The organism is Candidatus Acetatifactor stercoripullorum, from assembly GCF_944382095.1.
Lineage (GTDB): Bacteria > Bacillota > Clostridia > Lachnospirales > Lachnospiraceae > Acetatifactor > Acetatifactor stercoripullorum.
Map to the genome: position 1 here is coordinate 1 of NZ_CALWMU010000050.1, position 19,634 is coordinate 19,634.

The following is a 19,634-nucleotide window of genomic DNA, read 5'->3' on the forward strand; positions in this document are numbered from 1 at the left end:
ATTTGTATAACACGTATAACCCCCGATAAAATCAAATCTTCTTATACTTTTAAAAATCTTTCATGAAACAACCCTGTATTCTTCCTCTAAGTAAATTTGTGTGCTGCTTGTGTGCTACGCTTCAAAATTCTGCACTTTTTTCAAAAATTCTCAAAAACGCTGGCATAAAGAAAACCCTTGAAAATACTGGACTTTCAAGGGTTTGCATAAATTCTTCCATTGTCTCGAAATTATCTCTTGGAGAACTGAGGCGCACGACGAGCTGCCTTCAGACCGTACTTCTTTCTTTCCTTCATACGAGGGTCTCTGGTGAGGAAGCCTGCACGCTTCAACACAGGTCTGTAGTCAGCGTCTACCTGAAGGAGCGCTCTTGCAACGCCATGTCTGATAGCGCCTGCCTGTCCGGTATATCCGCCGCCGCGTACGTTCACGATTACATCATACTTGTCTGCCGTCTCGGTAAGCGCCAGAGGCTGACGCACGATCACCTTCAGGGTCTCAAGACCAAAGTAATCATCCATGTTTCTTTTATTAATGGTAACATCGCCCTTACCAGGTACCAGGTATACTCTGGCGATGGATTTCTTTCTTCTTCCTGTTCCGTAGTATCTTTCCGTTTTAGCCATGATTTATTTTCCTCCTCTCAGACCCTTAAAATGTCAGCACTTCGGGCTTCTGAGCCTCATGTTTGTGATCAGGTCCCGCATATACGTGAAGCTTTGTATACATCTGCCTTCCTAAGGGGCCTTTGGGAAGCATGCCCTTAACTGCGAGCTCAACAACCTGCTCAGGTTTCTTCGCTAATTTCTCTCTGAGCGTAGTCTGCTTCATTCCACCCACATACTCGGAATGTCTGTAATAAATCTTCTGATCCAGCTTCTTGCCGGTCACCTTAACCTTCTCCGCGTTCACAACAATTACATAATCGCCGCAGTCCATATGCGGAGTATAAATAGGCTTGTTCTTTCCTCTCAAAATCTTAGCAACTTCAGAAGCCAAGCGTCCCAAAGTCATGTCAGTAGCATCTACTACATACCATTTTCTATTGATTGTAGCTGGACTAGCCATAAATGTTTTCATTATGTTCCCTCCGTATTACTTTTTTGTTCTGATCCCATAATAAAATGCAGATGTCCGGCTACACTTTAGTACTTCTCAGAACGCTTTGCTGCTGTCTATCTCAATGCTTCGCCGGGGCTTTGGCTACACATTTTGAAACACTGTCACAGTCATATATTATATGATACGCGGCCTGGCGTGTCAAGACTTATTTTATGATATTTTTCCATTGGTTTTCCAATTATAACAGCGCAGCCCGCCTGTTCGCAAAGCCGCACCTTCGGCGCTTTTGCTGCTTCACAGCCAGCTTTATTCAAACTCATACCGCACCAATGTCAGTCCATGAGCCGGTGCCGTAGGACCAGCCGCCGCACGGTCCTTTGCCGCAAGAATCTCCGTGATGCTCTCCGGTGTACGCCTGCCCTGGCCCACCTCCAGCAAAGTTCCCACAATGATTCTCACCATGTTATAGAGAAAGCCGTTCCCGCACACCCGAATCACCAGGTCCTGTCCCTGCTCCTCCACCTGCACAGAATAAAGAGTCCGCACAGTGGATTCCACTTGTGCCTTCGTCTGGCAGAAGCTTTTGAAATCATGCTCCCCTTCCAGATAAGCTGCAGCCTCCTTCATATGGTTTACGTCCAGCTTATAATAGGTAAAAAGAGCATACAAACGTTTCACCGGCATGGGAAACTGTGCCCTGTAAATGCGGTATTCATAGGTCTTCCTGCTTTTACAGCGTCTGGGATGCCAGTCGCAAGCCGTCTCCTCCGATTTCTGGATGCGGATATCCTCGGGCAGTCTTTGATTCAGCGCATAAGATATTTTCCCGGCAGGCATGGGACTTGTTGTGTCAAACACAGCAATATTCTCCAGGGCATGTACGCCTGCGTCTGTTCTACTGGCGCCCGTCACCTGAATTTCTTCTCCGAAAAGCTCACTGAGACATCTGTTTAACTCGCTTTCTATGGTCACTGCATTTTTCTGAAGCTGCCAGCCGTGGTAGCCGGTGCCGTCGTAAGCCACCTTCAGGCGTATCCGTCTTGTTTCCATATCTTGCCCTCTTCTCTGATTTTCCGGCTTCATTTTTCGTAAGTCTGAAGGCTTACCGCCTGTTTAGAGAGGAAGCCTTCCCAATACAATGCTTACCGCCAGATATACAGCAATGCACCCGTAGGCAATAAAATCCCGCCTTTGATAAATTAAAGGCTTCATCTTTGTACGGCCTTCCCCGCCTCTGTAGCACCTGGCCTCCATAGCCATGGCCAGATCATTGGCTCTGCGGAAGGCGGAGATAAAAAGGGGTACCAATAAAGGAACCATAGCCTTGGCCCGTCTGATGAGATTGCCGCTCTCAAAATCCGCGCCCCTGGCAATCTGCGCCTTCATAATTTTGTCTGTTTCCTCCAGTAAAATGGGGATAAAACGCAGCGCAATGGACATCATCATGGCCACCTCGTGCACCGGCACCTTAAAAACTCTGAGGGGGCGCATCATTTTTTCCAGTCCGTCCGTGAGATTGTTGGGCGTGGTGGTCAAAGTCATCACAGAGGAACCAATAATCAGCAGCGTCAGCCTGATTGCCATAGAGACGGCAAGACGCAGTCCTTCTTCCGTAATGGTCAGCCTCCAGAAGGTAATCAAAGGAGTTCCCGGGGTTAAAAACAGATTAAAAACCACCGTGATCAAAAGCAAAAATACAATGGCCTTCATCCCCTTGACCATAAACCGAAAGGGCACCCTGGACAATCGGATTACAACAGCAAGGAAAAGAGCTGCCACTGCATATCCCAAAAAGTTTTGAAAGAAAAACAGGGAAATAATATATAACAGTGTTCCTCCCAGCTTCACCCTGGGGTCCATTTTATGCAGGATGGAATCTGTCTGATAATATTGTCCCAATGTAATATCTCTAAGCATATGTTTCCTCGCTCATCTGCTTCATCCTTTCAGGGCCCGGAGAATTTCCTCCGCGGCCTCATGGATGGTGGTAGCGTTCACATCCACGTCAAGCCCTTTTTCCTTCAGGGCGTGCATAATATAAGTCACCTGGGGAGCCGCAAGGCCTACCTCCTCCAGCTCTTTGTAATGCTGGAAAACCTTTTTGGGCACATCGTCGAACATTACGCTCCCCTTATTCATTACAATAATGCGGTCCACATATTCCGCAACATCCTCCATGCTGTGGGACACCAAAAGTATAGTCATTCCCGTCTGGGTCTGAAGCTGCTTGATCTGCTTTAGGATATCATCCCTTCCTCTGGGGTCTAAGCCCGCAGTGGGCTCGTCCAGAATCAGCACCTGGGGCTGCATGGCAAGGACTCCTGCAATGGCGGCCCGCCTTTTTTGTCCTCCGGAGAGCTCAAAGGGAGATTGATAAAAAAATTCCTCTCCCAGCCCTACCTTCTTAAGCGCATCCGTGGCACGCCTTTTTACTTCCTCTTTATCCAGTCCCAGATTTTTAGGTCCGAAACACACATCCGTAAACACGTCTATCTCAAAAAGCTGATGCTCTGGATACTGAAATACCAGCCCCACCTTGCTGCGCAGCTTTTTCATATCATAATCCTTTTGATAGATATCCTCACCGTTAAAATAAATGTGCCCCTCTGTGGCTTTTATCAGACCGTTCAAATGCTGCATCAGAGTGGACTTCCCAGACCCCGTATGTCCGATTACGCCTACAAACTGCCCGTCGGGAATGGTCAGGCAGATATCATTCAGCGCCCTTAAGGCAAGGGGAGTGTCCTCTCCATAAATGTAATTGACATGCTCTAAAACAATCGACATTTCTACTCCAATCCAAGAGCCCTTATCAGCTCATCCGTAGTCAGGATTCCATCCGGCAGGGGAATTCCCTGTTTTTTCAGCTCGTAGGCAAGCAGCGTCACCTGGGGCACATCCAGCCGCAGGCTTTTGAGCTTTTCCACCTGGGAAAAAATTTCCCGGGGCGTTCCCTCCATGGCTATTTTGCCCTGATCCATCACAAACACCCTGTCGGCGTGAATAATTTCCTCCATGTAATGGGTGATGAGAACCACCGTGACTCCCTCCACCTGATTTAACCCCCGGACGGCCCGGATCACTTCCTTCCTGCCGCTTGGGTCCAGCATTGCCGTAGGCTCGTCCAGCACAATACATTTGGGGTGCATTGCCAGAACGCCTGCAATGGAAACTCTCTGCTTCTGCCCTCCGGAAAGCTTATTGGGGGAATGCTTCCTGAATTGATACATGCCCACTGCCTTAAGGCTTTCCTCCACGCGCTCCCAGATTTCCTTTGTTGGAACCCCCATATTCTCGGGGCCGAATCCCACATCCTCCTCTACCACCTGTCCGATAATCTGATTGTCCGGATTCTGGAATACCATGCCCGCTGTCTGGCGGATATTCCACACATTTTCTTCCTCATTGGTGTCCATGCCGTCCACCCATATGGTTCCCTCCGTGGGGTTTAAAATGGCGTTCATATGCTTGGCAAGAGTGGACTTACCCGAACCGTTGTGGCCCAGAATGGCTATAAAATCCCCCTGCTTAATGTCAAGGGATACATCGTTCACTGCCTTGGTAACGCCCTCAACGTTGCCCTCTTCGTCCCGCCGGACATATTCATATACAACATCTCTTGCCTCAATAATTCCCATATTTCACTCGCCTTTTCTTTTCATCAGTCCACAGGATTTCTTCTCCGGGCAATAGCCCAGCTTTTTACATTTCGGTGCGAAATAATTGTTTACAATGTATTCCCATTCCTCTGAAATCTTTCTCAGCTCAGCAAGAATATCGTTCATTAAATTTCTATATTCCCAATTTGCTCTGTTGCATAACCGCTGCTGTCCCATATCCAGCAGATTTCTCAGATTTCTTTTGTCAACGATCTTTGTTTCCATTCCCAGGGGCAGAAGCAAAGCCACGTCCTCCCGCGGGATGTTATATTCATTCAATAAAATGTCCGCATGCTTTTTTATTTCATTTAAACAGCTTTCATAACATTTGCGGGCCGCTTCATTCCCTTTTACAGAATTGGGCACTACAGCTTCAAAATTGCTGTAGTCGATATATCTGGTGCTCGCCTGCAGCCTTGTAGGGCCGCCGCCAATGTGCGTATACCATTCCCGTATCACTCTTGCGGAGTATCCCTCCAGCACCATCTCAACGTTCACATACTCAAGGACACGCCCGTGCCCTGACTCAAGGCAGTCCAATCCTCTCTTATAGTTTTTGGCGTTATCTTGGATATCCCCTCCCCAGCACACTCCTGCCCGCTTTCCCATCAGGGTAAGCGGATTTTTCGTTGTCTCATCCAATATAATCACTTTTCCCATCTTTCTTCTCCTTGCCCTTTCCGGTTATACGCTGAATATTGTATCAAATTGTCCGGGATAAATCAATTCATTACCCTGTCACATTTTTCTATCTCCAAGGTGCGGATTTACAAAAAAGTCAGGGCATGATATGCTAGCAGTATATCGAAAATGCCCCAGAATACACATGAAAGGAAGCTTTTATGAATATAGATAAAAATAAAATACTGAAAATGCTTGTAACCCTGACGGCAATCTGCCTCCTGGTCGGCAGTCTTACAATGCTTTTGGGGGGAAATTCCATGACGCTCAGCGAATACGCAGCACAGCAGGGCATTGATACAAAAGAGCAGACTGCACAAAACGATTCTCTCGACGCCAAAAAGGAAGCTTCGGAGAGCGACTCCCTTGCATCAGAAGATTCAGCTGCACAGAGTAGCTTGGATGAAACGACGGAAAACCTGCAGACGGAAGCAGAAGATACTGCTGCAAGCCAGCTGACCGGCGCCTCCCTGAACGGGGACTCCATGCTTGCAAAACGGGTCACCTACACGGATGGCTTTTACTACGAACCCCTCTCCGATCATCTCAGACGTTACATTACAGGTGTTTCTTATCCAGCAGTTCCAGAGAACACCGAAGACAGCCAGGAGCTGGCCATAACCTACGATGACCTGAGATATCTGCACATTCTTCATTATGATTTTGAAGGTAATCCTGCAGAAGGGGAATTGATCTGCAACCAGGCCATCGCCCAGGATCTGGTGGAAATCTTTTACGAGCTTTACCGCAATGAATATCAGCTGGAAAAGGTACGGCTGATTGACGAATACGATGGCGATGACACGGCCTCCATGGAGGATAACAATACTTCCTGCTTCAATTACCGTGTGGTGGAGGGAACCACCTCCCTCTCCAAGCATGCCCTGGGACTGGCCATTGACATCAATCCATTTTACAACCCGTATGTCACCTATGAATCGGACGGCAGTCAGAAGGTTTCTCCCGCCGCCGCTTTGGATTACGCAGATCGGTCCGCCCACTTTCCTTATAAGATTGATGAGAGCGATCTGTGCTATAAGCTGTTTACGGAGCACGGTTTCACCTGGGGCGGCAACTGGAACAGCAGCAAGGATTATCAGCACTTTCAAAAGACGCTTGATACATGATCCGAAAGTTCACATAGGCAAAAGAACCGATGTTACCATCGGTTCTTTTTTTGATCATTTTATACAAGCTCAAGCAAAACTTCAAGCGCTGCATCACCCTTGCGCTGGCCAATCTTAACGATTCTGGTATAACCGCCCTTGCGGTCTGCATACTTGGGTGCATATTCATCAAACAATTTTGCAACCAGGTCCACTTCCTTGGTATTTCTCTTTCTTCCTGCTGCTTCCTTGGGAACGGATACAACGGGATTCAGCACCCGCAGCATCTGACGTCTCACATGAAGTCTGGAGGGCAGATCCTTTTTGATCTCCTTCTCAACGGACTCAAACTTGGTAACCTTCTTGCCGTCTACGACTTCCTTTACTCTTTTGCCGTCCTTGTCCTTGACAGGAACCTTGGCGGTAACCTTTACCATCTCGAAGTTATCCTTCTCCTTCACTGCCATGGCAATGAGGCCCTCTGCAATCTTTCTCACCTCTTTTGCCTTCGCTTCCGTGGTAACGATCTTTCCATGATAGATCAATGCGGTTACCTGATTTCTTAATAATGCCTTTCTCTGTGCAGAATTTCTGCCAAGTTTTCTGTACTTTGCCATAATAAATTATTCCTTTCTCATTTATGGTACATCCGGCCACGCTCTTTGGACTTACTTACCGAATGTCTGGCATCTGTTTCAGACGCCGGTTTCAAGTGCCATTTAGAGATAACCTCAGCCGCGCCCTTTGGTCTTACCAGCCGGGGATAATCCTTCCTTATGTCTAGCTTTCGTCGCTGGGATTCAGCTGCAGCCCCAGCTCCTTTAATTTTGCCAAAACCTCTTCCAGGGATTTGCGGCCCAGATTACGAACCTTCATCATGTCCTCTGAGGTTTTGTTGGTCAGCTCTTCCACGGTATTGATTCCTGCTCTCTTAAGGCAGTTATAGGAGCGGACGGACAGCTCCAGCTCATCGATGCTCATCTCCAGCACCTTTTCCTTTTCGTCGTCCTCCTTCTCGGTCATAACCTCCGCCTTCTGGGCGCTCTCAGAAAGATCTATGAAAAGGCTCAAATGCTCGCTGAGTACCTTTGCAGCCAGACTGACAGCCTCATCCGGAACCAATGTGCCATTGGTATATACATCCAGCGTCAGCTTATCAAAGTCCGTAATCTGGCCCACACGGGTGTTCTCAACGGTAACATTGACTCTCTCCACCGGTGTATAGATGGAATCAATAGCAATCACACCGATAGGTAAATCTTCCTGTTTATTTTTATCTGAGCTTACATAGCCGCGTCCCTTTGTGATGGTGAGCTCCATGTAAAGCTTGGTATCCTTGCCGCTTAAGGTAGCGATCACCAGATCGGGATTCAAAATTTCGATATCCTGATCAGCCTGTATATCGGAAGCGTGTACAATGCCTTCGCCCTCAAATTCAATATATGCGGTCTTTGCCTCGTTGGTATCGCTGTTATTCTTGATGGCCAGGCTCTTAATGTTCATGATGATCTCAGTTACATCCTCCTTCACGCCGGGGATGGAGCTGAACTCATGCAACACGCCTTCGATTTTTACCTGACTGACTGCAGCGCCGGGCAGTGAAGAAAGCATAATCCTCCTCAGAGAATTGCCCAGAGTAATTCCGTATCCTCTCTCCAGGGGTTCAACTACGAATTTACCGTACTTCTTGTCTTCTGAAATCTCGGCGACCTCAATATTGGGTCTTTCAAAATCAAACACTGCAAATACCCTCCTTTACGAACTTTTTTTCCAAAGACACAAGCACTCCGAAGCTATAAATGACAGCGGATATCCGGCCGCTGTAAAATATAGCCTCAGAGGCTGACAGGGCTTATTTGGAGTACAACTCGACAATATACATCTCGTCTACAGGAACATCAATCATTTCTCTGGTGGGAAGATTTTTGATGGTTCCCTTCAAATTCTCAATATCAACATCCATCCATTCGGGTACCAGTCTGCCGCCGGTTACTTCAACAATATCCTTATATCTCTGCATGGATTTTGCCTTTTCCTTGATCTCAATCACGTCTCCGGCCTTTACCAGATAGGAAGGAATGTTCACTGTCTTTCCGTTCACCAGCACATGTCTGTGGCCTACAACCTGCCTTGCTTCTCTTCTGGTTCTTGCAAAGCCCATTCTGAAAACCACATTGTCCAGTCTGCTTTCCAGCATGATCATAAGGTTTTCACCGGTCATGCCCTTCATTCTGTCTGCTTTCTCATAGTAGTTTCTGAAAGGCTTCTCCAGCACGCCGTAAATGAATTTCGCCTTCTGCTTTTCTCTCAGCTGAAGTCCGTATTCACTTACCTTCTTGCCGGATCTTACCGGATTTCTGTTAGATTTTTTGTCATATCCCAGATAGGAGGGCTCCAGACCCAGGGATCTGCATCTCTTTAATACAGGTACACGATTTACTGCCATTTTTTATTTCCCTTCTTTTTTGTTAACCTTGAAATCTTGTTGCGCTTCGCGTTTGTCGGGCTTCTGCACTCGTCCTGCTTGCGCATGACGGCGCAGCGGCTTCCGCCCTGCGATGCAGCGGGCTTCCGCATGACACTCGAAAATCCTGCTGCTGCGCAGCAGCCGCGCTTCGCGCTCATTGATTTTCTCGTTTGCTCGTCGGGTGAAAACAAATGCCGACGCTGTCGGCGCTTGTTTTCCTTCCTCCTCGCATATTGTTTACAGTGCGGGGTATACCGGGCACTTTCTTCCAACGGGTTACTTTTTACAAATATTATACTCTACGGCGTTTAGGAGGACGGCATCCATTGTGGGGAACCGGAGTTACGTCGCGGATGCTTACCACCTCAAGACCGCAGGCAGAGAGTGCTCTGATTGCAGCCTCACGTCCTGAGCCAGGTCCCTTTACAAATACGTCAACAGTTTTCAATCCATGAACCAGCGCCGCCTTTGTAGCTGTTTCAGCTGCCATCTGTGCAGCATATGGAGTAGATTTCCTTGAACCTCTAAAACCAAGACCACCGGCACTTGCCCAGCTGAGCGCATTTCCCTCAGTGTCAGTCAGCGTAACAATTGTATTGTTAAAAGAAGACTGAATATGTGCCTGTCCGCGTTCAACGTTTTTCTTTACACGCTTTTTTGTCACTTTTTTTGCAACTTTTTTAGCCATTTTAAACTAACCTACTTTCTCATTTCTGGGATTGAGCTCTAATATCATCCCTTTTTCACAGTTACGTTATTATTTCTTCTTGTTAGCCACCGTGCGCTTAGGACCTTTTCTTGTTCTGGCGTTTGTCTTTGTCCTCTGTCCGCGGACAGGAAGTCCCTTACGATGACGGATTCCCCGATAGCAGCCGATTTCCTGAAGTCTCTTGATATTCAGGGCAATTTCCCTTCTCAGGTCGCCTTCTACCATAACGCCCAGCTTTTCGATAGCTTCACTGATTTTCTTGACTTCTTCGTCGGTTATATCCCTCACTCTGGTGTCCGGATTTACTCCCGCCTCTGCCAACAGCTTGTTAGAGGTGGATCTTCCGATTCCATAGATGTAGGTCAAGCCGATTTCAATTCGTTTTTCTCTAGGTAAGTCAACACCTGCGATACGAGCCATTTACGTTTCCTCCATTTTCGTCGCGTTTTTGCGGCCTGCTCTTATGCCGCACGCCGGCGCGCCATTTGGTCTGTTTGCAGCACGCCTGTTTCGTTACTAATTGATTGGGGCTTTCACCCAACCGGACACAATCCGATCTTTCCAGTCCTGCCTGTTTCTTCCCGATAAATCATTTGTTGTGCCTATCTGGAACAAAACATTTCGTTCTGGTATCAAGAAGTAATCTCCCGTAAGCTCTATCCCAATTTATGATAATCGGCGCATAAAAAACGCGCCGGTTCAGCCGCACATAAAATCGGACAAGAACTCACATGCCTGACATTCCATCAAGCCGGTGATTATCCCTGTCTTTGTTTGTGTTTCGGATTTTCACAGATTACTCTGATGCGTCCTTTTCTCTTGATAATTTTGCATTTCTCGCAAATTGGTTTTACTGATGATCTAACCTTCACGTTAAACCCTCCTTTCAAAAAAGACCGTCTTGTATTATAACACAGGACATCTGTGTTGACAAGACTTTTTTATTGATTTTTCAAGCTTTTTTCCGATTTTCGGAGGCTTTTGAAAAGCTTTATTCCCATACAGCTTACCGCCACAGCCGCAACACTCAAAATGCGGAAGGTAAATCTTGCATGCAGCGCCGAATGATGCTGTACAACAACAATCCATGCAAAGGGAATGCAGAAGATCACCACACAGGGAATCACAATCTCCAAAGCCGCTCTCACAGACAGTTTTCGTGCGGCAAGGAAAAACAAAGCCAGGGAAACGAGAAGCAAAAGCCCGGCCGCCGCCGGGTAAATCATCCACTTGTATTCCTGGAGATTTAAACCGATCACATAAAAGCCGCCGTTCATCCTGGGCCTTCCGCCGATGGCCTCCGTTCTGCCGATTATGGACCATGCCGCATCTTTTATGGTTCCTGTATGGAGCGTAACATCTGCAATAATCCATTTGAGCGCCCACATGCCCACATAGCCGACGCCCCAGCAGAAGCTGTATCCGATTACCTTCTGCAGTCCCTTCTTTATGGACTCTCTTTCTGCCAGCAGAAAATATGCACAGAGGGGAAATCCCAGCGTTACCACAGGGTAGGTCAGAAAGTCAAAATACGAGGTAAGGATACCGGTCAAAAGAAACAGCTCCGGATACCTTTTCCCCGCTTCTATTTTACTGTGGCAAAGCAGCATGATGAGCAGCACAGCCAGTGTAATGATCCAGCATACAGACATGGTCAGCGAACACAAAACCAGCACAGGCTTCATAAAGAGAAAGCCTATGAGCATGGCAGCGCCCACCCCCGGGGTTCCTCTCTTTATAGAAGCAAACAGCACGGCCCCCATAAGAAGCACCTGCAGGACAATCCCCAGCATCACAATCTGTGACCAGGAAAAAATCAGCAGGAGAGGCTTTAAGTAGATCAGATATCCATGCCAGTAACGGGAATATTCATGCAGATAGGACTGCTCCATTCCTTCCTCCGAAAGAAAGGCTTTCAGAGAAGCCTCCGGCGTCCAGACCTCCTCTTCCAAGTCTGTGTGATAAACCCACATAGCCTCTTCAAATACATTTTTCCCCGGTATTCTTTCGATGGCATTCTGCACCATGATGGCGTCCGTATAGGTCTCTTTTTCACTCCAGACATATTGGGCAAAGGCGTTATCCGCCACCTCTTCCGGATCCTTTATCATGCTGTCCACGCTCACGGCCACATTCTCCCGCATGCGTTCCACGGGCAGGCAGAATGCCAGCACCAAAAGCAGCGTGCCCAAAACCGCGCTCCCCAAAAGAAGCAGTGCCATGCGTCCCATTTTTTTGATCATTTATTTATCTCTCCAGATGATGCGTCCCTTGGTCAAGTCGTAGGGTGACAGCTCCAGGGTCACCTTATCCCCCGGCAGAATGCGGATAAAGTTCTGGCGCAGTTTGCCGCTGATATGAGCAAGCACGCGATGCCCGTTTTCCAGTTCCACCTGAAACATGGTGTTGGGCAGCTTTTCCACAACCGTTCCTTCAATTTCGATTACATCACTTTTAGACATACATTCCCTCCATTTTATTCCTTTTCTTTTTCATATTGCTTTATTGCATACTTGATTTGCTCATCAAGCATTGTTTCCCTTTTTTCCAGTCCGGCAAGCAGCTCTTCACCCACGCGCCGGTTTACAATCTGTATATGCTTTTTCCGTTTTTTCTTAGGGGCGTCTATCTTTTTCAGCCTTCCGTCGCACAGGTAAACATAGTCTTGTTCCTCTGCGACAATCACATAAAGCTTTCCTTTGTCATGCCCCGCTTTTGAAAAGGCAAAATTACCTGTCATTTTATATGCTCCTAATACAATGTAAGGATTTCCGGCTCGCCGTCCGTAATCAACACTGTGTTCTCATAATGTGCCGACCAGGAGCCGTCCTCCGTAACCACTGTCCAGTCATCATCAAGCCACTCCACATCCGGCCTGCCCATATTGATCATGGGTTCGATGGCCAGGGTCATGCCCGCCTGCAGCTTTATTCCCTTTCTCCTTTGGGCAAAATTCGGTATCTGAGGGTCTTCATGAAGCCGGGTTCCGATGCCATGGCCCACAAGATCCCGCACAATCCCATAGCCGTAAGGTTTTATGGACGCATCAATGGCATTTGAAATATCATATAGATGATTTCCTGCTTTTGCCATTTTTATTCCGTCGAAAAAGCTCTGTCTCGTCCGTTCAATCAAAAGCCTCGCCTCTTCACTGATTTCCCCGACGCCGAAGGTACGGGCCATATCTGAATGATATCCCTTGTAAATCAGTCCCGCATCCAGGCTTACAATATCGCCTTCCTGCAGAATATGGTCTTTTCTGGGAATGCCGTGTACCACCTCGTCGTTCACCGACACACAGATGGAGGCCGGGTATCCGTTATAATGGAGGAAATTGGGAACACATCCATGGGCACGAATCAGCTTCTCGCCCAGCGCATCAATCTCATAAGTGGACATTCCCGGTCTCACCGCTTCCTCCATATGATGAAATACATCTGCCAAAAGTCTGCAGGATTCCCGCATCAGCTCAATTTCCCGAGGGGACTTGATTGTAACAGCCATTCTATCTTACTTCCTTTCCTACAGCGGTTCGGGTTTTGGCCTAACCCAAAATCGCCTCTATGGCAGCAAATACCTCTTTGCTGTCCACCGTTCCATCAACTGTCTTTAAAACACCCTTGGCCCCGTAAAAGTCGATCAGGGGCTGGGTCTGCTCATGATAAACCTGCAGACGGTTCTGCACCGTTTCCGGCTTATCGTCATCCCGCAGGATCAGCTCTTTTCCACACTTGTCGCAAATGCCTTCCTCCCTGGGCGGTATATGCTCCACATGGTAAGTGGCCCCGCAGGATACGCAGGCGCGCCTCCCCGACATTCTCTTTACGATATTCTCGTCCGGCACCTCTACATTAATGGCATAATCTATCGCATCGCCCAGTTCTTCCAGCGCTTCATCCAAAACCTGAGCCTGCGGTATGGTCCTTGGAAATCCGTCCAGAACATAGCCGTCAGCACAGTCAGGCTGCGCCACCCTGTCTAAAAGAATCTTCACCGTCAGCTCGTCGGGCACAAGAAGTCCCTGGTCCATGTATTTTTTTGCCTCTATTCCAAGCGCAGTGCCGTTTTTAATATTGGCACGAAAAATATCTCCCGTGGAAACATGGGGAATCCCATATTTTTCTGCAATCATTTTTGCCTGGGTTCCTTTTCCGGCACCAGGTGCTCCCAACATGATAATCTTCATATGTCCTCCGTTCCGCCGCTTTCAGGGCGCAGCACAATCACATTAACACAACATTTATATTTTAACTTTTTTAAAAACACTTTGCAATATCTAATACAGAAAAAGTATCCGAATGATTTTCATCATCCGGATACTGCCTCTTAGTAATACGCAACCGGCAAACCGGTGCCGCACATTCGTCAATCCTCCAAAAAGCCTTTGTAGTTGCGAACCAGCATCTGCGATTCGATCTGCTTCATGGTTTCCAGAATGACGCTCACGATAATAATAAGACTTGTTCCTCCAAAGGATACGCTTGCCCCGAACACGCCGTTGAAAAAGTACGGAATGACCGAAACAATAATCAGGCCTACTGCGCCGATGATTACAATATAATTCAAAACTTTGCTGAGATAATCGCTGGTGGGCTTGCCGGGCCTGATGCCTGGAATAAACCCTCCCTGCTTTTTCATATTATCGGCAATCATCAAAGGATTAAAGGTAATTGACGTATAGAAATATGCGAAGAACACAATCAACACAATATATACCAGTAATCCAATGGAATAGATGGGCTGACTTGGAACACACCAATAGCTGGAGTTTAACCCCTTTAATATTTCACCCCATACGCCTGTACCCTCATATCCGATAAAGGAGCAGATAATAATGGGCATCTGCATAATGGACGATGCAAAAATAATGGGGATCACGCCAGAGGTGTTCACCTTCAACGGGATGTTGGAGGTTTGTCCGCCGACCATCTTCCGGCCCTGAACCTTCTTTGCATACTGCACGGGAATTTTGCGCACACCGCCGTTTAGGATAATAACCAGAATTACCATGGCAATAATAATGGCAAAAATGATCACCACCGCCAAAATCGCGGTAGCCGGCGCTTTCCCATACACAAACTGTTCAAAAAGACGCCCCAGATCCTGAGGCAGCCTGGAAATAATATTGATCACCAGGACAATGGAAATTCCGTTTCCCACGCCTTTTTCCGTAATCCGCTCACCCACCCACATCAAGAAAGCACTTCCTGCGGTAAGGGCGGCAACCGCAGTGATCACGTTAAGGGCATTATATTCCACCAGATATCCCTGCATGCCAAATCCGATTACCATTGCAGTTGCCTGCACCAGAGCAAGCACCACCGTCACATATCTTGTGATAGCGACGATTTTTTTTCTTCCATCCTCTCCGTCGCGCTGCATTTCCTCCAGCTTAGGAATGGCAATCGTCAAAAGCTGCATAATGATGGATGAAGTAATATAAGGACTGATACTCAACGCCAAAATGGAGAAGTTCTCAAAGGAACCTCCCGTTATGGCATCAAAAAAACTGAACGCATCACCTGTACGGGCAGCAAACCATGCAGCAAAGGCCTCTCTGTCCACTCCCGGCACAGGAAGTTGTGATCCGAGCCGAATCACAACTAACATTGCCATGGTAAAAAAGATTTTCCGCCTTAATTCTTTGATCTTGAATGCGTTTTTCAGTGTTGTAAGCATTACATCACCTCTGCTGTTCCACCAAGAGCTTCTATTTTTTCCTTTGCAGACGCGCTGAACGCATTTGCCTTCACGTTAAGCTTTTTGGTAAGTTCTCCGTTTCCGAGTATCTTTACTCCATCTCTGGGGTTTTTTACCACACCAGCCTCAATTAATGTGTTTACGTCTACAGTCGCACCTTCCTCAAAACGCTCCAGCTCCGTCACATTGATGGCTACAATGTCCTTTGCGTTTCTATTGGTGAAGCCTCTCTTGGGGATACGTCTGTATAAAGGCATCTGACCGCCTTCAAAGCCGGGTCTGGGAGCGCCGGAACGAGCCTTCTGGCCCTTGTGTCCTTTGCCTGCTGTCTTTCCATTTCCCGAACCGTGTCCGCGTCCTCTTCTAAAATCATTATGCTTGGAGCCTTCAGCGGGCCTTAAATTGGATAAATCCATATCTGCCACCTCCTTTTCCTTAAACTTCAACTTCTTCTACTTTAATCAGATGACGAACCTGACGAATCTGTCCTCTGGTAGCTGCATTATCAGGAAGGATTATGGACTTGCCGATCTTGCGAAGGCCCATAGATTCAACGGTTGCTCTGTTCTTCGGCACAGCGCCGATTGTGGACTTTACCAAAGTGATTTTCAATTTCTTATCTGCCATTGTCTGGTCCTCCTTCCTTAAGCCATAATCTCTTCCACAGATTTACCGCGGTTTCTCGCAACTTCTTCAGGGGACTTTAACTGGCTTAAGCCGCTTATGGTTGCAAGAACAACGTTCTGCTTATTGTTGGAGCCAAGAGACTTGGTACGAATATTTTTGATGCCTGCAAGCTCGCACACAACACGGGCAGGACCGCCTGCGATAATACCGGTACCTTCAGGTGCTCTCTTCAACAGAACGTTGGAGGAACCATAAGTGCCGATAAAATCATGGGTAATGGAATTGTTCTCATCCAGGGCGATCTGCACAAGGTGCTTCATTGCGTCTTCTTTTCCCTTGCGGATCGCTTCCGGAATTTCTACAGCCTTGCCAAGTCCTGCTCCAACGTGTCCGTTGCCGTCGCCCACAACTACAAGAGCAGTAAAACGCATATTACGGCCACCCTTAACGGTTTTCGTTACACGCTTGATGGCAACAACCTTGTCCGTCAATTCTAACTGGCTTGCATCTATGATTGTATGTTTCATGGTGTATTCCTCTTCCTTTCCTAGAATTCCAAGCCAGCTTCTCTGGCCGCATCAGCTAATGCTGCAATTTTTCCATGGTATAAAAAACCGCCTCTGTCAAAAACAACCTGCTTAATGCCCTTTTCCAAAGCTCTCTTTGCAATCACTGTTCCAATGTATGCTGCCGCTTCCACGTTGTTGGTCTTCTCAAGTTCTGCGCCGATCTCCTTTTCAAGAGTGGAAGCAGATACTAAGGTATTTCCCGCCGTGTCGTCGATAATTTGAGCATACATATGATTATTGCTTCGAAACACAGCAAGACGAGGCCTCTGTGCAGTGCCGCTGAAGCGGTTGCGAATTCTTTTGTGCTTTTTCACACGAACTTCCTGTCTGGACTCTTTTCTAACCATCTTCATACTCTCCTTATCTATTTCTTACCGGTTTTACCAACTTTGCGCCTGATGGTCTCGTCGGCATACTTGATACCCTTGCCCTTGTAAGGCTCAGGTCTTCTCTTGTCTCTGATCTCGGCTGCGAATTGGCCAACCTTCTCTTTATCGATGCCCTTTACAGTAATCAGGTTCTGTCCCTCAACAACAGTTTCAATGCCCTCGGGATCCTCCATCTCAACCGGATGGGAATATCCCAGATTCAGGGTCAGCTTTTTGCCTGCCTTTGCCGCTCTGTAACCAACACCGTTTACTTCCAGCTTCTTTTCATAGCCCTGGGTAACGCCAACAACCATGTTGTTGATCAGGCTTCTGGTGAGGCCGTGAAGGGATTTCATTTTCTTTAAATCATTGGGTCTGCTCACCAGCACTTCAGCGCCCTCTACCTTGATTTCCATCTCTCTGGGCAACACTCTTTCCAGCGTTCCCTTGGGACCTTTGACGGTCACTTTATTATTTTCTGCAACTTCCACAGTAACACCTGCGGGAATCGCGATTGGCATTCTTCCTATACGTGACATGCCCGTACCTCCTAAATTAATTGGAATGATTTTTTGCTGCCTTAAAAAATCTTTTCGCGAAGACAACTTGTTGGCTTTTTACCAAACAAAAGCAAGAACCTCGCCGCCTACCTGAAGCTCGCGCGCCTTTTTATCGGTTACTACGCCTTGGTTGGTAGAAATGATGGCGATGCCAAGACCACCCAATACCTTGGGCAGCTCCTCCTTGCCGGCGTAAACCCGAAGACCCGGCTTGGAAATTCTCTTGATTCCGGAAATAATTCTCTCATTCTTATCTGCACCGTACTTTAAGGTAATGTGAATGGTCTGGAATTGTCCGTCCTGGATCATATCAAACTTCTTAATATATCCTTCCTCCAAAAGAATCTGCGCAATCGCCAGCTTCATCTTGGAAGAGGGAACATCAACTGTATCGTGTTTTGCAAGGTTTGCATTACGGATTCTCGTAAGCATATCTGCAATAGGATCACTCATTGTCATGATTTCGTTTCCTCCTTCTCTACCAACTTGCTTTCTTCACACCGGGGATCTGTCCCTTATATGCCAGCTCACGGAAGCAAACTCTGCAGATTCCGTATTTTTTCAGAACCGAATGTGGACGACCACAAATTTTGCAGCGGGTGTATGCCTGTGTGGAAAACTTGGGTTTGCGCTGCTGTTTTACTTTCATTGATGTCTTAGCCATCAGAATTTACCTCCTTATGATTTCGCAAAAGGCATGTTGAACAGTCTCAGTAGCTCCCGTGCCTCTTCGTCCGTCTTTGCTGTGGTTACAAAAATAATGTCCATACCTCTGGTCTTGTCGATCTTATCGTACTCAATCTCAGGGAAAATAAACTGCTCCTTGATGCCCAGCGCATAATTTCCTCTGCCGTCAAAGGAATTAGGATTTACTCCTCTGAAGTCACGCACACGAGGGAGCGCCAGATTTACAAGACGGTCAAGAAAATCATACATCTTCTCGCCGCGCAGTGTGGTCTTACAGCCGATTGCCATGCCCTCACGGATTTTGAAGTTTGCAACGGACTTCTTTGCCTTTGTGAGAACCGCCTTCTGGCCTGAAATGATCTGCATGTCATTTACCGCATTCTCAAGAACCTTTGCATTTTCCTTCGCTTCGCCGACGCCCATATTAATTACAATCTTGTCAAGCTTGGGAACCTGCATAACATTTGTGTAGCCAAACTTTTTTGTCATTGCAGCTACGATCTCGTCATTATATAAAGTTTTCAGTCTGCTCACCTGATATTTCCTCCTTCCTATTGATTAATCGATGGTCTCGCCGGTTGCTTTTGCGAAACGTACCTTCTTGCCGTTCTCCATGCGGAAGCCTACTCTGGTGGGCTTTCCCTTTACAACAAGCATAACGTTTGAAATATCAATAGGAGCTTCCTTCTTGACGATACCGCCGTTGGGATTTGCCTGAGAGGGCTTGGAATGCTTTGTGATCATATTCACGCCTTCCACCAGAACCTTGTGCTTTTTCGCATCTACCGCAAGCACCTTGCCCTCTGCATTATTATCTTTGCCGGCGATTACCTTAACGGTATCACCCTTTTTAATTTTCATGGTTGACATATGGTACCTCCTTACAATACTTCCGGAGCCAGAGAAACAATTTTCATGAACTGCTTTTCACGAAGCTCTCTTGCCACGGGTCCAAAAATACGGGTTCCTCTGGGAGTCTTGTCATCTTTGATAATAACAGCAGCATTTTCATCGAATTTGATATAGGAGCCGTCCTTGCGGCGCGCACCCCTTACGGTACGGACAACAACTGCCTTCACAACGTCACCCTTCTTTACAACGCCGCCTGGTGTTGCATCTTTAACGGAAGCAACAATCACGTCGCCAATCTGTGCATATCTTCTTGTAGAGCCGCCCACAACCCGAATGCAAAGCAACTCTTTTGCACCGGTATTATCAGCAACTTTCAATCTGCTCTCCTGCTGAATCATGATTTCCTCCTTCGCCGTGATGGCTTATTTCACTTTTTCTACAATTTCCACAAGTCTCCATCTCTTGTCCTTAGACAGAGGCCTTGTCTCCATAACCTTAACGGTATCGCCGATGCTGCACTCGTTCTTCTCATCGTGCGCCTTAAGTTTGTAGGTTCTCTTCACGACCTTCTTGTAAAGAGGATGCGT

The 19,634-nt window shown here is 47.2% G+C and carries 31 protein-coding genes; 1 reads left to right on the forward strand and 30 read right to left on the reverse strand.

What is annotated here, in order from left to right; translation table 11 throughout:
- Positions 1-230: 230 nt before the first annotated feature.
- The 7 genes from rpsI to SHK35_RS12585 form a co-directional block, all read right to left on the reverse strand.
- Entirely contained in the window at positions 231-626 is a 396-nt protein-coding gene (gene rpsI, locus SHK35_RS12555; RefSeq protein WP_318705625.1) for a 30S ribosomal protein S9, read from the reverse strand.
- Positions 627-651: 25 nt separating this feature from the next.
- Positions 652-1,080, reverse strand: a complete 429-nt coding sequence (rplM, locus tag SHK35_RS12560) for a 50S ribosomal protein L13 (RefSeq protein WP_318705624.1) — start codon at positions 1,078-1,080, stop codon at positions 652-654.
- 288 nt (positions 1,081-1,368) lie between these two features.
- Positions 1,369-2,112: a tRNA pseudouridine(38-40) synthase TruA gene (truA, locus tag SHK35_RS12565; RefSeq protein ID WP_318710046.1), complete on the reverse strand. Its 744-nt coding sequence runs from the start codon at positions 2,110-2,112 to the stop codon at positions 1,369-1,371.
- Between the two features lie 63 nt (positions 2,113-2,175).
- A complete protein-coding gene (locus SHK35_RS12570; RefSeq protein WP_318705622.1) occupies positions 2,176-2,979 on the reverse strand; it encodes an energy-coupling factor transporter transmembrane component T family protein in 804 nt (267 codons plus the stop codon).
- Positions 2,980-3,000: 21 nt separating this feature from the next.
- Positions 3,001-3,849 (reverse strand): energy-coupling factor transporter ATPase, encoded by an 849-nt coding sequence (locus SHK35_RS12575; RefSeq protein WP_318705621.1) that lies wholly within the window; start codon positions 3,847-3,849, stop codon positions 3,001-3,003.
- 2 nt (positions 3,850-3,851) lie between these two features.
- Positions 3,852-4,700 (reverse strand): energy-coupling factor transporter ATPase, encoded by an 849-nt coding sequence (locus tag SHK35_RS12580; RefSeq protein WP_318705620.1) that lies wholly within the window; start codon positions 4,698-4,700, stop codon positions 3,852-3,854.
- A gap of 3 nt (positions 4,701-4,703) precedes the next feature.
- Positions 4,704-5,381: an FAD-dependent thymidylate synthase gene (locus tag SHK35_RS12585; protein WP_318705619.1), complete on the reverse strand. Its 678-nt coding sequence runs from the start codon at positions 5,379-5,381 to the stop codon at positions 4,704-4,706.
- A 182-nt stretch (positions 5,382-5,563) separates the two neighbouring features.
- Between SHK35_RS12585 and SHK35_RS12590 the strand changes: the two genes are divergently transcribed.
- Positions 5,564-6,529, forward strand: coding sequence for a M15 family metallopeptidase (locus tag SHK35_RS12590; protein ID WP_318710048.1), 966 nt, complete (start codon positions 5,564-5,566; stop codon positions 6,527-6,529).
- Positions 6,530-6,588: 59 nt separating this feature from the next.
- Here the strand turns inward: SHK35_RS12590 and rplQ are convergent, their stop codons facing one another.
- The 23 genes from rplQ to rpsQ all read right to left on the reverse strand — a co-directional run.
- Positions 6,589-7,125, reverse strand: a complete 537-nt coding sequence (rplQ, locus tag SHK35_RS12595; RefSeq protein WP_318705617.1) for a 50S ribosomal protein L17 — start codon at positions 7,123-7,125, stop codon at positions 6,589-6,591.
- 163 nt (positions 7,126-7,288) lie between these two features.
- Positions 7,289-8,248: a DNA-directed RNA polymerase subunit alpha gene (locus SHK35_RS12600; RefSeq protein ID WP_318705616.1), complete on the reverse strand. Its 960-nt coding sequence runs from the start codon at positions 8,246-8,248 to the stop codon at positions 7,289-7,291.
- Positions 8,249-8,360: 112 nt separating this feature from the next.
- Positions 8,361-8,954: a 30S ribosomal protein S4 gene (gene rpsD / locus SHK35_RS12605; RefSeq protein WP_318705614.1), complete on the reverse strand. Its 594-nt coding sequence runs from the start codon at positions 8,952-8,954 to the stop codon at positions 8,361-8,363.
- Positions 8,955-9,267: 313 nt separating this feature from the next.
- Positions 9,268-9,663: a 30S ribosomal protein S11 gene (rpsK, locus tag SHK35_RS12610; RefSeq protein ID WP_318685594.1), complete on the reverse strand. Its 396-nt coding sequence runs from the start codon at positions 9,661-9,663 to the stop codon at positions 9,268-9,270.
- 69 nt (positions 9,664-9,732) lie between these two features.
- Positions 9,733-10,104 (reverse strand): 30S ribosomal protein S13, encoded by a 372-nt coding sequence (rpsM, locus tag SHK35_RS12615; RefSeq protein ID WP_318710049.1) that lies wholly within the window; start codon positions 10,102-10,104, stop codon positions 9,733-9,735.
- Positions 10,105-10,442: 338 nt separating this feature from the next.
- Positions 10,443-10,556: a 50S ribosomal protein L36 gene (rpmJ, locus tag SHK35_RS12620; protein ID WP_031271335.1), complete on the reverse strand. Its 114-nt coding sequence runs from the start codon at positions 10,554-10,556 to the stop codon at positions 10,443-10,445.
- A 69-nt stretch (positions 10,557-10,625) separates the two neighbouring features.
- The gene (locus tag SHK35_RS12625; protein WP_318710050.1) at positions 10,626-11,927 is read right to left on the reverse strand and encodes a hypothetical protein; all 1,302 of its coding nucleotides are present in this window, start codon (positions 11,925-11,927) and stop codon (positions 10,626-10,628) included.
- Entirely contained in the window at positions 11,928-12,146 is a 219-nt protein-coding gene (gene infA, locus SHK35_RS12630) for a translation initiation factor IF-1 (RefSeq protein WP_120477986.1), read from the reverse strand.
- Between the two features lie 14 nt (positions 12,147-12,160).
- Entirely contained in the window at positions 12,161-12,424 is a 264-nt protein-coding gene (locus SHK35_RS12635; RefSeq protein ID WP_318703336.1) for a KOW domain-containing RNA-binding protein, read from the reverse strand.
- A gap of 11 nt (positions 12,425-12,435) precedes the next feature.
- On the reverse strand, positions 12,436-13,188 hold the full coding sequence (gene map, locus SHK35_RS12640) for a type I methionyl aminopeptidase (RefSeq protein ID WP_318703334.1): 753 nt from the start codon (positions 13,186-13,188) through the stop codon (positions 12,436-12,438).
- Between the two features lie 40 nt (positions 13,189-13,228).
- On the reverse strand, positions 13,229-13,870 hold the full coding sequence (locus SHK35_RS12645) for an adenylate kinase (RefSeq protein ID WP_318703333.1): 642 nt from the start codon (positions 13,868-13,870) through the stop codon (positions 13,229-13,231).
- Between the two features lie 179 nt (positions 13,871-14,049).
- The gene (gene secY / locus SHK35_RS12650; RefSeq protein ID WP_318703332.1) at positions 14,050-15,363 is read right to left on the reverse strand and encodes a preprotein translocase subunit SecY; all 1,314 of its coding nucleotides are present in this window, start codon (positions 15,361-15,363) and stop codon (positions 14,050-14,052) included.
- Positions 15,363-15,800 carry a 50S ribosomal protein L15 gene (rplO, locus tag SHK35_RS12655; protein WP_318710051.1) on the reverse strand — a complete coding sequence of 146 codons (438 nt, stop codon included), beginning with the start codon at positions 15,798-15,800 and terminating at the stop codon, positions 15,363-15,365. The genes secY and rplO overlap by 1 nt, the downstream gene beginning before the upstream one ends.
- Positions 15,801-15,819: 19 nt before the next feature.
- The gene (gene rpmD, locus SHK35_RS12660) at positions 15,820-16,011 is read right to left on the reverse strand and encodes a 50S ribosomal protein L30 (protein WP_318703330.1); all 192 of its coding nucleotides are present in this window, start codon (positions 16,009-16,011) and stop codon (positions 15,820-15,822) included.
- A gap of 17 nt (positions 16,012-16,028) precedes the next feature.
- Entirely contained in the window at positions 16,029-16,538 is a 510-nt protein-coding gene (gene rpsE, locus SHK35_RS12665) for a 30S ribosomal protein S5 (protein ID WP_318703329.1), read from the reverse strand.
- 20 nt (positions 16,539-16,558) lie between these two features.
- Positions 16,559-16,927: a 50S ribosomal protein L18 gene (rplR, locus tag SHK35_RS12670; RefSeq protein ID WP_318703328.1), complete on the reverse strand. Its 369-nt coding sequence runs from the start codon at positions 16,925-16,927 to the stop codon at positions 16,559-16,561.
- A gap of 17 nt (positions 16,928-16,944) precedes the next feature.
- Positions 16,945-17,487: a 50S ribosomal protein L6 gene (rplF, locus tag SHK35_RS12675; RefSeq protein ID WP_318703327.1), complete on the reverse strand. Its 543-nt coding sequence runs from the start codon at positions 17,485-17,487 to the stop codon at positions 16,945-16,947.
- Between the two features lie 78 nt (positions 17,488-17,565).
- Positions 17,566-17,967: a 30S ribosomal protein S8 gene (gene rpsH / locus SHK35_RS12680; RefSeq protein ID WP_318710053.1), complete on the reverse strand. Its 402-nt coding sequence runs from the start codon at positions 17,965-17,967 to the stop codon at positions 17,566-17,568.
- A gap of 19 nt (positions 17,968-17,986) precedes the next feature.
- Positions 17,987-18,172 (reverse strand): type Z 30S ribosomal protein S14, encoded by a 186-nt coding sequence (locus SHK35_RS12685; protein WP_318703325.1) that lies wholly within the window; start codon positions 18,170-18,172, stop codon positions 17,987-17,989.
- A 14-nt stretch (positions 18,173-18,186) separates the two neighbouring features.
- The gene (gene rplE, locus SHK35_RS12690) at positions 18,187-18,729 is read right to left on the reverse strand and encodes a 50S ribosomal protein L5 (RefSeq protein WP_318703324.1); all 543 of its coding nucleotides are present in this window, start codon (positions 18,727-18,729) and stop codon (positions 18,187-18,189) included.
- A 24-nt stretch (positions 18,730-18,753) separates the two neighbouring features.
- Positions 18,754-19,065 (reverse strand): 50S ribosomal protein L24, encoded by a 312-nt coding sequence (gene rplX / locus SHK35_RS12695; protein ID WP_318703323.1) that lies wholly within the window; start codon positions 19,063-19,065, stop codon positions 18,754-18,756.
- Between the two features lie 11 nt (positions 19,066-19,076).
- On the reverse strand, positions 19,077-19,445 hold the full coding sequence (gene rplN, locus SHK35_RS12700; protein ID WP_318703322.1) for a 50S ribosomal protein L14: 369 nt from the start codon (positions 19,443-19,445) through the stop codon (positions 19,077-19,079).
- 24 nt (positions 19,446-19,469) lie between these two features.
- A partial coding sequence (gene rpsQ, locus SHK35_RS12705; protein ID WP_318710055.1) for a 30S ribosomal protein S17 occupies positions 19,470-19,634 on the reverse strand: 165 nt, incomplete at its 5' end.